At 51.4% G+C, this 11,214-nt stretch carries 9 protein-coding genes; 5 read left to right on the top strand and 4 right to left on the bottom strand.

Going from position 1 to position 11,214, the window contains the following annotated elements:
• The first annotated feature begins 192 nt into the window (after positions 1-192).
• Positions 193-1,269, top strand: coding sequence for an AAA family ATPase (locus tag ACNRUY_RS24230; RefSeq protein ID WP_488114246.1), 1,077 nt, complete (start codon positions 193-195; stop codon positions 1,267-1,269).
• Positions 1,270-1,550: 281 nt separating this feature from the next.
• Here the strand turns inward: ACNRUY_RS24230 and ACNRUY_RS24225 are convergent, their stop codons facing one another.
• A complete protein-coding gene (locus ACNRUY_RS24225; RefSeq protein WP_488114245.1) occupies positions 1,551-4,622 on the bottom strand; it encodes an efflux RND transporter permease subunit in 3,072 nt (1,023 codons plus the stop codon).
• Positions 4,619-5,686, bottom strand: coding sequence for an efflux RND transporter periplasmic adaptor subunit (locus ACNRUY_RS24220; protein WP_488114244.1), 1,068 nt, complete (start codon positions 5,684-5,686; stop codon positions 4,619-4,621). Before ACNRUY_RS24220 ends, ACNRUY_RS24225 begins: the two co-directional genes overlap by 4 nt.
• 186 nt (positions 5,687-5,872) lie before the next feature.
• On the opposite strand from ACNRUY_RS24220, the gene ACNRUY_RS24215 reads away from it, so the two are divergent.
• Positions 5,873-6,496 carry a TetR/AcrR family transcriptional regulator gene (locus ACNRUY_RS24215; RefSeq protein WP_488114243.1) on the top strand — a complete coding sequence of 208 codons (624 nt, stop codon included), beginning with the start codon at positions 5,873-5,875 and terminating at the stop codon, positions 6,494-6,496.
• A 61-nt stretch (positions 6,497-6,557) separates the two neighbouring features.
• The gene (locus ACNRUY_RS24210) at positions 6,558-8,063 is read left to right on the top strand and encodes a di-heme oxidoreductase family protein (RefSeq protein WP_488114242.1); all 1,506 of its coding nucleotides are present in this window, start codon (positions 6,558-6,560) and stop codon (positions 8,061-8,063) included.
• A gap of 35 nt (positions 8,064-8,098) precedes the next feature.
• On the opposite strand, the gene ACNRUY_RS24205 is transcribed toward ACNRUY_RS24210, so the two are convergent.
• Positions 8,099-8,758, bottom strand: coding sequence for a hypothetical protein (locus tag ACNRUY_RS24205; protein WP_488114241.1), 660 nt, complete (start codon positions 8,756-8,758; stop codon positions 8,099-8,101).
• Positions 8,759-8,905: 147 nt separating this feature from the next.
• On the opposite strand from ACNRUY_RS24205, the gene ACNRUY_RS24200 reads away from it, so the two are divergent.
• On the top strand, positions 8,906-9,106 hold the full coding sequence (locus ACNRUY_RS24200; RefSeq protein WP_488114240.1) for a DUF2061 domain-containing protein: 201 nt from the start codon (positions 8,906-8,908) through the stop codon (positions 9,104-9,106).
• Here ACNRUY_RS24200 and ACNRUY_RS24195 read toward each other — a convergent pair.
• Positions 9,096-9,956, bottom strand: coding sequence for a 6-pyruvoyl trahydropterin synthase family protein (locus tag ACNRUY_RS24195; RefSeq protein ID WP_488114239.1), 861 nt, complete (start codon positions 9,954-9,956; stop codon positions 9,096-9,098). The genes ACNRUY_RS24200 and ACNRUY_RS24195 overlap by 11 nt on opposite strands.
• A 465-nt stretch (positions 9,957-10,421) precedes the next feature.
• Here ACNRUY_RS24195 and ACNRUY_RS24190 point away from each other — a divergent pair, with 465 nt between their 5' ends.
• Positions 10,422-11,144, top strand: coding sequence for a M48 family metalloprotease (locus tag ACNRUY_RS24190; RefSeq protein WP_488114238.1), 723 nt, complete (start codon positions 10,422-10,424; stop codon positions 11,142-11,144).
• The last annotated feature ends 70 nt before the right edge of the window (positions 11,145-11,214 follow it).

Genomic DNA, 11,214 nt, shown 5'->3' with positions numbered 1-11,214 from the left:
CAACAAAATACCTGTCTCGTTACCTCGGGTGGAAAAGGTTTCTTAAAACTCAACTCTTCTCAGAGGAGGCTTTTTTAGATCAAGTTTCTATACATTGGGTAGAGCAACACTTAATTTGAACAGCGCCTAACTCAATCATTTACAGATGTTTTTAAATCTGGGTGGCATATTGCAAAAATATCAGTTTCTGGCTTGGGAGGTTATATTCCATTTCTTGTTAGTGATGATGAGCTTGATAAACTCGAGGCCAAGTTTTTGATTGGGTACCATAGTTTAAATTCCTACCAGAGGGATAAAATTGCACAGGTGATTTTTAGCATGAGAAACGGAGGAGGAACGCAAGGGATGCAAGGAACGAAGGGGATTAGTTACCTTGATGATGCGCTTAATCGTCCCATGCCAGGGAGTTATAAGCTTCCTGTTTTTGATCAGGCAGGTTTGAAAGAATTGCTTTTGGGATACGACGAAAATATACAAAATGAATTGGTTGAAACAGTTTATCGCTATGTCAATGCCAACTCAAAAGAGCTGACTTCAAGGTCAACAAAATCGACCCTTTTTTTATTGGGGCCTGGTGGTACAGGAAAATCTCGGCTAGCAAGAAAACTTGCAGAATCCATGGGGCTTCCTTACTGTGCTCAGCCTCTCGGGTCTCAACATTCTGAGGCACTTCGTGACGATAAGGGAGTGCTCGGACTCATTTCTAAATGTATGAAAACTCATGGTATCACTAATCCCGTTATTATTTTTGATGATGCTGACAGGGTTTTCAATACAGGAAATGTGAATATGTTGACTCAGGCTCTGGAGCTAACAGAACAGGATACGGGAACTTTTAGAAGTGAATACCTGGAAGGAGATCAAGATATTTCAAGAGTGTTCTTTATTTTTACTGGAAATGCTCGGTTTGATATCCCTGGTCAGGATATGACCCAGCTTCGAGAGCGTATTCAAGAAGTTGAAATAGGTGGGTTCAGGGCAGGATTTAAACGGAGTTTTTTGCTTGGACGTTACCTTCCTTCCCTTCTTCAGGAAGAAGAAATCTTGCCATACTGGTTAACAGATGAAATAAGGCATGACGTGGAGCAGATAATTAAACAGGATGAAAACCCGGGAATGCGTCAGGTTAAGTCAGTTATTGATCGGTACATTAACTCCCGGTTGCTGAAGTATCGTGGGCGTCCGGAAAACCCTGAAGGCCCTTATTGCTTAAGGGGGGGGCGCTGTCCCACATACAACTGGTGGGATATGAGAGTCTTTACCAAATAAATAAAATATATCCTTTGTTAGCACTATGAAACCGTACCAACTTGGAAAGTGTATATTTATAGGTCTGGGGTTTGGCGAGGTTTATATCCAGAAACCGCTTTCTGTTTCTGGCCGCACCCTTTCTGTTTCATGTTTTGCACAAGTTCAAAACATGAAACAGAAAGGTGCATTTTCAAACGCGTTGAGGTTTAAATTTGTGTATCTCCATATTCCTGGAAAACCAAACCAGGTATGAGTTCGAAAGGTTATTTGGGCTGTGAACCTGATTTCTTGAGGAGGTATCAGGTTGACTTTTCTGTACTCAGGAGCAGATAGAGCACAGGCACCACCACCAGTGTCAACAGGGTCGAGGCCATCAAACCGCCGATAATCGCCCAGCCCATGGGTGACCACATCACCGAGTTGGACAGGGTCAGGGGCAGCAGGCCACCAATGGTGGTCAGGGTGGTCAATAAAATCGGCAGCAGGCGGGTTTGCCCCGACTCAATAATGGCTTCCTTCAGGCTTTTGCCCTCTCTACGCAGCAGGTTGGCATAGTCCACCAGGATAATCGAGTTGTTGACCACAATGCCCACCAGGGACGTCAGGCCGATAAAGGCAGTGAATGAAAAGGTGTATCCCGCCAGCCAGAGCGCCAGAACCATACCGGTCACCGCAAAGGGGATCGCGGCAAAAATAACGGCAGGCTGGGTGAATGAATTAAACTGCAGCACCAGAACGGCGAAGATGCCAAGCAGGGCGATCAGCAGTACTTTGGTCATCCCGGCGAAAGACTCTTTTCTCTGTTCCTGCTCGCCTCCCACCTGATAAGTGACCCCTTCAGGCCAGGGGTATTGATCCAGTTTTTCAATAATGGCGTTGGTCACCGGATCTGCCTGGTAACCGGTCTGAAGGTCTGCAGTAATGCGGGCCATCCGTTCGGTCATATGATGCTGGAAGCGAGGCAGGGCACTTTTCAGCTCCAGGGATACCAGTTGTTTGATGGGAATCAGCTGATCGCTCATGGATTTCACCATCATGTAATCAAAGTCTTCTATTCTGGGCCGCCGCTCTTCGTTCAGGGAGGTCTGACCCTGGTAACGAACCAGAATGGGGTAGTCTTCACCACTCTCATCCCGGAACTGGCTGACCGTGGTGCCGACCAGGCTGGCGCGGACCACTTCATCAATGGCCTGGATGGAAACGCCGGTCATGGCGGCTTTTTCCCGGTTAATATGGATGTGCAGATCCACCTTGGGTTTATCCAGTGGGTTGTCCACATTAACGGTTCCCGGTGTACTGGCCATTACTTTCTCCACCTCCCGGGAGGCGACCAGAACCTGATTAAGATCATCGCCTACCACCCGGATGGATACCGGGGCCTCATAGGGAGGCCCCTGAAGTAACTCCTTGACGGTAATCCGTGCCCCGGGAATTTGGGCAAATTGCTGTCTCAGCTGATCCACAAATGGTTCCACCTGACTGAGCTTCCCTGTGTGGAGTCGCACAACCAGCTGGGCATAATTAGGCACCTGTCGTTTGGGGAATATGTTGTAGTAAATCCGTGGGTTGTCTTTTCCCACATTGGTGCTGATGGAGCGAACAAGCGGGTATTCTTTGATCAGCTGTTCGGTTCGGATAGCCATGGCCCGGGTCTGATCAAAACCGGCCCCTTCTGGCAGTTCAATGTTGACCAGAATCATGGGCTTTTCCGCTTTGGGGAAGAGGCTGACTCCCAGCTGGCCAGCAAGTGCAATGGAGCCCGCCAGAATCAGCAGGGCAATAATGATGACTCTCCAGGGATGGATTAAGGCAGACATCAAAAGGGAACGGTAGGGGCCTGAGGCAAAGTGATGCACCTTTTTCAGCAGAAACGGCGGATGGTTTGCCGAGATTGCAGCGCTCTTTTGCCCCAGGAAAAAACTGGCCAGCAGAGGCGTCAAGGTCAGGGCAATCAATAGTGACGCAATCAGCGTAAGAATCACGGTCACTGGCATTGAGCGCAGAAAGGTGCCCGCTCCAGTCTGAAGCCCGAGAATCGGGACAAACGCAAGAACGGTGGTTAAGGTACCACTGGCCACAGCCCACCCCACCTGACTGGCCCCTTTGGCAGCCGCTTCTCTGGGAGAGTAACCCTGGCGCAGAAACCGGCCGACATTTTCAGTCACGACAATGGCGTTATCCACCAGCAGTCCAAGGGCAATTACCAGCCCGGCGATGGACATCTGCTGCAGGCCATAACCGGCCAGGTCCAGCCAGGCCAGGCCAATCAGCACCGAAATGGGAATGGCCAGAGTGATGACGATGGCAGAGCGGGCACCCAGTAGCAACAGAGTCATTAATCCAACCAGAACCAGCCCCTGCAACAGGCTGTTAAAGAATTCAGTGACTCGCTCATTGACCGACTCGGTCTGGTCGTGGGCAAGGGCTGTTTCAACGCCTTCGGGCAAGGTGTTCTGGAAGCGCTCAAGTTCCGCTTTGATGCTTTTCATGACTTCAAAAATATTGCTTCCTTCCCTTTGTACCACGCTGATAAAAACGGCTTTCCGGTCGTTATAGCGGGCTTCGTGGGTGGGCAGGGCATCACCGAAACCCACCTGGGCAATATTTTCTACATAGATGATGTTTCCGGGGCTGGAGTGAACCGCGGTTCTGTTGATCTGCTCAATAGAGCGGAAGTCCCCACTGGTCCGGACCGTAAAGCGGCGCTTTCCGGCCAGGGTATGGCCTCCTGGCAGGTTGGTACCGGAAAGCCTGATCGCCTGGATCAGGTCTTCCATGGCAATGCCAAGCCCTTTCATTTTGGCCAGATCTGCGTCGATATGGAGCTGCTGCTCTGGCAGGGCATCCACGGTGGCCCTTTTGACTCCAGGTAGCCGTTCAAACCTTTTTTCCAGTTTGTCCGACAGCTTTTTCAGGGTCAGATAGTTCTGCTGGTCTGAGATCAGGGCAACCTGGAGAATATTGACATCCACCGGGGAGATTTTATCAACCGCCAGAACCGCAATGTCATCGGGCAGGGTATCCCGTATTCGGGCGATCTCTGATAGAACATCGTCGTATTTATCCTGGGGGTCGGTGCCGTATAAAAACTCCACCTGGATCACTGCCAGTCCGTCTTCAATATTGGATTTCAAAACTTTGATATCGTCCAGCTCATTAATGGCCTCTTCAATGGGGTCCACAATCAGCTTTTCCATATCCATTGGACTGGTTCCCGGATACACCACCCTGATCATGGTGGCGGGAAATTCGAACTGAGGATCCTCTGAGCGGGGCATTGAGGTCAGGGATACCATGCCCAGGGCAACCAGCAGAAGAATAACAATCAGGGTGAATCGGTGGTTGTGAATGGCAATGGCTGGCAGTTTCATGGTGCAACGGCTCCCTTGACCACTTTGACTTGTTCGCCATTACGCAACAGGCCACTGCCGGTGGTAATGACCAGGTCACCGGGTTGTAGGTCGCTGCGAATGGCGGCCATCCCCCCTTCCATGAACTCAAGCTCAACCTGTCTGGCTTCAGCTCTTTGTCCGGTAGTATCCAGCACCAGAACTTTGGCTTTCTGTCGTTCATTGGCCGTTTGGTGGTCGCTGGCAATGCCGATCACTGCTTCAATGGGGACCAGTGCCAGCCTGTTAACCGACTTTGGGTGTATTTCGATCTGGCCAATAAAGCCCGAACGGAGCCGGTCGGTGGACGCTGGCAGCGTTATCTCAATTTCAAAGGTGCCCGTTTCCTGCCGGGCAAGGGGCGTCATCTGTGTGACCTGGCCGGTAAATGTCTCCCCGGGCAAGGCATCAAACCGCACTGTGGCGGGGTCTTCCAGTGAAAGCCTGACAAAATCTTCATCGGTAATCCCGGCCCGGATAACCCAGCCCTGACTTTCGTCCGCAAGCACCATAACCGGCTGGTAGGCCGTCACCAGTTCATTTTTTTCAACCATTCGATCCAGTACCAGGCCATCGGCAGACGCTTTGATGCTGGAGTAGGTCCGGTTAAACCGGGCAATGCGTAATTTGCTTTCTGCCACGGCCAGGTCGGTCTCAGAGGATTGCAGTTTATCCAGGGATAGAACGTTACTGTCGTGCAGTTGTTGATAACGTTTGAGATTTTTTCGGGCAAGAGACACCCGGGCACTGGCTTCGTCAACCTGGGCATTGATTTCATCCAGAGCCAGGCTGGCCAGGAGCTCACCCTTTTTGACGGTGTCCCCCGCTTCCACCTGAAGCTGGTCAACAGGGCCTGCGGTTTTGAAGGAAAGCGTTTGCTGGGATTTGTAGGCCAGAATGCCACTGGTATTGATACTCCTGGCATACTGCTGATAGTGAACCGGGTGAACTTCCACCGGCAGGGGGGGCTTTCCTTCTGCAAAAGCTCTGGAAATGATCAGCATGAAAAAAGCTGCAGTGAAGAGTGTCTGCTTGATGGCAATCATTTTGGCAGCCCCGTGCTGAGAGAGTGGTTGTTGTTATGGTCAGGGAATATCCTACGGAAATAATGTGTTCACTGTCAACAATGTTGACGTATATAACATGATGGTTCACGATGGGGGTGACTTGCAGCCACATTGAAATGACAGCCTGGGCCTGCGCATTTTTACCTCAAAAGACAGTGTTTGATTATGACGCCCTATCACCATGGCAACCTTCGTGAAACCCTGCTGGCGGAAGCCCGCAGGCAGTTAATCGAACAGGGACCGGAAACGCTCAGCCTCAGGGCACTGGCGCGATCTGCAGGGGTTTCCCAGACGGCGCCCTATCGCCATTTCCCGGATAAAAAAGCCTTGCTGGTGGCCCTGGCTACCCAGGGGTTTGACGAATTCAGCGAGAAGCTGGCATCGGCTGTTGCTGTCAGCCCTGCTAGCGGGGGGGAAGAGCCACTGGTTGAGCTGGCGCTGGCTTACATTGACTTCGCCAGGAAAAACCCGGATCTGTATAAGCTCATGTTTGGCCCGATCCTCACCGAGAAAGATCAATATCCAGAGCTGAAAATGGCCGGTATGGCCGGTATATCTCACTTGCGAAGTGCTCTTGCAGATTCCCTGTCAATGATGCCGGATGGAGACAAAGGCTGCTCAGAAGAGCAGCTCTGGAACGCAACGCTCAGCTGCTGGTCTCTGGTGCATGGCCTGGCCAGCCTCTACCTCGCAGGGCTGGATATGGACTGTCCAGAGACCGGTACCCGGTTCGATCTGAGGGAGGGGATCCGGATGATGTCTGTGGGGTTAACCGCCAAATTGAGCTGATCCCTAGAGTCCCAGGGTTTTCAGCCGAAATGCAAGTAGGTGCGGATGGCTGGAAGGGCTTATGGCGTTCAAGGTACACATCAATTTTCGGGTGACATTCATCCGGCTTTGTCTGAAGGGTATTCTGGGGGTTATTTCAGGTGGGCTTCTGGTTGGCCTGCAAGGCTGTCGACCCCATGAGCCTGAACCAAAAGTTTACGAAGGTTATCAAAAGGGCGAAGAGCTGCCGGGGGGCGCTGCATCGGTGTCGGTGTCCGGGTTTAACTCATTTGCCCTGCCTTCGGCCAATATGCCGGTCAACCGTCGAATGGACTTTCATCTGGGGAACAGCCTGTTCCGGGAGCCTTGGGAACCGGCTCCCGGAGAGAATGACAGTCGTGATGGCCTGGGCCCTCTGTTCAATACCAATACCTGTGAAAGCTGCCATATACGTGACGGGCGTGGGCATGCCCCGGAAGATGGTCAGTTGAACCAGGCATCCCTCTTGGTTCGCCTGAGCGTACCGGCAAAAACGGCCGACGACAGGCAGCGTCTTGAAAAAGAAGGAGTGATTCCAGAACCGTTTTATGGTGGGCAGCTCCAGGACTTTGCGGTTTCGGGGCTCAGGCCGGAAGGGAAAGTTCGGGTGAGTTATTCCTATGCAACGGTTCAGTTTGACGATGGCACCGCGGTGGAATTGAGAAAGCCGGTGTTCACCGTTGAGGATCTGGGTTATGGCCCTATGGCTGAGGGAGTGATGATGTCAGCCCGGATTACCCCCTCCATGATCGGCATCGGTTTACTGGAAGCCATTCCGGAGTCGGCTCTGCTGGCCAATGAAGACCCCGATGATCATGATCGGGACGGTATTTCGGGAAGGGCCAACCGGGTCTGGGATATTCAGAAGCATCGAACCGCCCTTGGTCGGTTTGGCTGGAAAGCCGGGGCACCGACATTAAGGCAGCAAAGTGCTGGGGCTTTCAATGGTGATCTGGGAATTACTTCCAGCCTGTTTCCCCGGGATCCCTGTACCCCACTCCAGAAAGAGTGTCTTGAAAAAACCGTTGACCGACATCCGGAGGTATCGGACAAGGCGCTTGATAAAGTGGTGTTTTACAGCCGGAATCTTGGGGTGCCCACTCGAAATGACGCCAGGGAAAAGCCGGTGCTCAGGGGCAAAAAGGTATTTTATGAGGTGGGCTGTCAGGGATGTCATACTCCCAGCTTCCGGACCGCATCCATGGACAGTCAGTCGGAGACGGCCATGACGGTGATTGAGCGGGAGCAGGCCGATCAGTTGATCTGGCCTTACAGCGACTTTCTTTTACACGATATGGGGGAAGGCCTCGCGGATCACCGCCCGGAGTTTCTGGCCAGTGGCCGGGAATGGAGAACCCCTGCGCTCTGGGGAATCGGGCACAGCAAGAGCGTCAACAAAAAAGCGGGATTTCTCCATGATGGAAGGGCCCGTACTCTGATGGAGGCTATCCTCTGGCACGGGGGGGAGGCCCAGGGTTCCAGAGATCAGGTTCTGAAGCTTAAGGAAAAGCAGCGCCGGGATCTGCTGACGTTTATCGAGTCTTTATAGCAGGGCAATACAGCGGTGGACCAGCAACCGTTTGATCAGCGAGCGCCCGCTTTCTCTGCCTGGTCGATTTTCTCTCTGACGGCCATCAGCAACTGTTGAAAACCGGCATCGTATTGTCGGATTCCTTCACTGAACTCCGGCATCAACGCTTTCAGGGATAAACCGGTGTTTTCCGGGAGCGTTTCTGGTACCAGGCTCTCCAGATGGTGCAGCCGGACTTCGGCCTGGTGGATAAAGGACATTAATCTTTCGTATTCAACACCGTGATTGAACAGGTCGGGCTTTCTTCCGGAACGGGACAGGGCCAGTTGGTCAAACACCTGTTGCAGCTTCATATCGTGGTTGGTCAAAGCATCATTGATGTGCTGAAGGCCTGCCATATAAGCCGAAGCGCTGGCTTTACCTACCGGAGCGACAGGGGCGGATTGAACCGACTTGCTGGCCTCTGTGGCGGCGACTTCAGGTTGCTTTCCCATGGCGGAATCGGGGCGGAAAGGGTTAATGGCGGCAATTTGTCCAAGCAGTTCGTGAACGACACCGTAGTTCATCTGGAGCATTTCCTCCATATGACTGCGGGCTTCAGTAAAATTGACTTCGACCTTTTGCTCTGCAACTTCCTGGGTAGAAGGGGCTAATTCGGGATCCTGGAGCGGGTTGGGTTTGACAGGGCGGTTATTGATCTCTTCCGGTGACATGGGAACCTCCTTTTTCTACTGATAAAGAAAGCGTAGTTGATCCTTGATAGAGAGCAGCTATTGACTTGATTTTATTATTTAAATTCATTGAATGATAATGATTCTCATATAATACCCCCAAGCATTCAACTCACAGGGAGTAAAACCATGGCCAAAACCGCTTCTTTTGCTGCAGTCCACTTCTGCGTTGCCTTTACCGTAGGCTTTGTGATGACGGGCGATCTTTGGGTTGGTGGGGCGCTGGCCCTGGTTGAACCAGCGGTAAATACAGTGGCTTTTCACTTTCATGAAAAGATATGGAGTCGCCTGAAAGGGGGGCATTTCAGCCCAGCAGGCATTAGCGCGTAGGGAGGCTGGCGATGGCGCCCTTGTTTAGTCCCTCAAAAGCAATGACTTCAATTTCCCTGTTCTGGCCCTTTTTCCGGGAAAGTTCAGCCGCCATATGTTCTGCCAGCAGTTCTACCGTTGTGTCGGTATCCATCAGATAGCAGTCGGAGCTGGGGATTTTTAGCTCGAAATACCCTTGTCCTGAGGTGTAGTTGAAACAGCAGTATTCTGTCTGGCCAACATGAAAGGTTTCCTTCAGGTCTTCCCGGGTGGCGATATAGATATCCCTCCACCGTTTTGACCAGAAAGCCTCCAGCGCCTGATCCCGCTGCTGGTCGACAAACACCCTTATTTGGGAACGGTGCCCGTGGGCGATGCGCTGGCAGTCCCCCAGATGCTTTTTCAGACCGTGGCTGTAATGGTAATAGGCACCACCAATTTCTTCCGGGTAGAGATGAAGGCTGACCCCTTTCACATTGTCTGGCAGTTCTTTCAACAGCTCTGTTTCCAGTATGGGCTTGAGGGTTTCAGGAGTGATTTGTTGAGCATCGACCAGAAGCATGGCCTGAGCTGGGGCTGTGCAGACAATGTCTCCCGACTTTCCCTGAAAGCGGACGGTCAACTGGCCATGACTCCGTTCAATTTCAGTTTCTGAGGTCGCCATGGGCACTAGCAGGCGGTGGTCAGCCAGGGTATCCAGGGAAGCCTTGACCTGTTTTTTCACATGACCGAAATCAAACACCATTCCCTGCTCGTCAAGATCGCCTGACAGTGTTACATCCACCAGCCAGGTCTCGCCAACCAGGCCACGTTCAGGATTGAGGTAGCTGAAGTCAAGGGTGGTCAGCTGTTTGACGAACAATGCAGTCATGGTACTTCTGTCTCTTTTTGAGTTTTCCATTCACGGATGTCAGCCACGAACCGGGCTGGAGAGTGAACGGTGCCAGTATGGATAGGGAGCGATCTTGTTTAGAGGCTGGTACGCAGAATGAGTTCCATAACTGGTCAAAGGTTGATCAGGAAACAGGATCATACCAGTATTCTGCCTGAAATTTTCCACCAAAATGAGCTTTTATAAGTGCTTGGCAAAAAAGCTGATGATCGAGGAGGGTGGGGCAAAATCCGTTTATTGTCCGATTAATCATCGAATGAAATGGGAAAAGTATAAAGAAACATCGAATAATGGCCTGTGTATACAAAAGGCAAAAAAAAGTCTCTCTAAAAGGCCTTTAGCTCTTGAGAAAATAGGAAGTCATGTTAGTTTTGTCTGGCTTGTTGTAGGTGTAAATACTTATGGTTGTTTAGCGGGTGGGCAGAGTTATCCATGGAGAGGCCAATGAAAATAAAAGCAGTTATCACTGCGATCGCTTTATCTTTTCTGGTGGGGTGTGCTTCCCAGCCGTCAATGGTTAAGCCTCTGACCGACTCCAGCCACAGTTATGCAACGACTGAACGGGAAAGAAAACTGCTAACCCAGTCCGGTCAGGCCCATGAGAAGATGTTGCGCCAGGGGATTATTTTACAAAGCGCCGAAGCCAATCATTATCTCAATGAAGTGGGGCTCTCTCTGGTGCCTGAGATGGAAGCTGAAACTCCGGAGTTTCATTTTTATATCGTCAAGAACCCGTCCATTAATGCTTTTGCCATGCCCAATGGCAATATCTATCTCCATGTAGGACTGTTGGCAAAACTGAAAAATGAGGCACAGCTGGCCCATGTCCTGGCCCATGAGATCGCCCATGTGGTTGAGAGGCACAGTTATCAGGGGCGGTTGGATGCCCGTAATACGGTGGTCACAGCTCATGTTGCGGACCTGTTGCTGTTCGGGACAGGCCTTGCCTATATTCCAGCGGGTATGAACCTCGCCTCTTTCAGTCGCGAGCAGGAAAAGGAAGCGGATATCCGGGCCATCGAATATGTTGCTGCCCTTGGCTATGAGCTGGATGAGAGTGTCGAGTTATTCAATCACTTTCAGTCAGTGAAATACCAGAAGGAGGGAGGCTCAGGGCAAAAACATGATCACCAATTGAACAGCGCCATCAAGAAACAGCCTGTATAATCAGGGTTTTTCCTGTCTTTCGATGTCTGCAAAAGCCCTGTTTTCCAAATTCTCCTCGCTCACTGATAAG

The sequence above is a fragment of the Endozoicomonas sp. Z74 genome, from assembly GCF_057680865.1.
The sequence above is the reverse complement of the archived record's forward strand: the minus strand, read 5'-3'. Positions and strand labels throughout refer to the sequence as shown.